Here is a 640-nt window from a genome sequence, read left to right on the forward strand (position 1 = left end):
GTACACGATTGGTACGCCAGATGTGCGCTTGATGAGCGGTGCACGAGGTGCCCCATGACCCGAAGCCGGACCACCGCTATCAGGTAGTGGTGGGCCGGCCGGATACGCCCGCTCAGCCCGTGCACGTCCAGACCACCCGGTGGGCGTCACCGGTCGACGTCCGGCAACGATCACGGAAGCGGATGATCATCTCCAGTGGCCCGGTTGCGCTGCTCCTGCAGATCCACGCCTTTTCTCTGTCGCCGTCGGCGCTTGCGCAGTTCAGCCCGGCGCTCACGCTGTTTGGCCTGGCGCTCGCGGTAGCGGAAATATTCGAGTACCAGGTCCCGCTTGTGCTCGGACTCATCGGGCACCACGATCTTGACCAGGCCAAGAATGAGCGAGACCACGAGCGTGACGAGCACGATTATCGCCACGACTTCCCAGGACGCGTTGGCCATCGTCAGAACCGCGACGACCGCGCCACCGCTGACCATGCTCACAGCCGCCTGCCGGGCAACACCGAAGCGGGACTGCTGCGAGACAGGCGCGCTCACCGGCCCCACCCCTCAGCATCGGTCCAGAACAGCGCCTCGCACTGGCGCCCCTGGAACACAGCGTTCCGGCGGTGTCCTGACACCGGGCCAGCCGAGACAACGAG

Annotated in this window: 1 protein-coding gene; it reads right to left on the reverse strand. The window is 65.9% G+C overall.

From position 1 onward, the window contains the following. Positions 1-170 precede the first annotated feature (170 nt). Entirely contained in the window at positions 171-536 is a 366-nt protein-coding gene (locus tag K4G64_RS39560) for a hypothetical protein (protein ID WP_221760658.1), read from the reverse strand. Between the last annotated feature and the right edge of the window lie 104 nt (positions 537-640).

The organism is Streptomyces sp. WAC04114 (assembly GCF_019733245.1).
Classification (GTDB): Bacteria; Actinomycetota; Actinomycetes; order Streptomycetales; family Streptomycetaceae; genus Streptomyces; species Streptomyces massasporeus_A.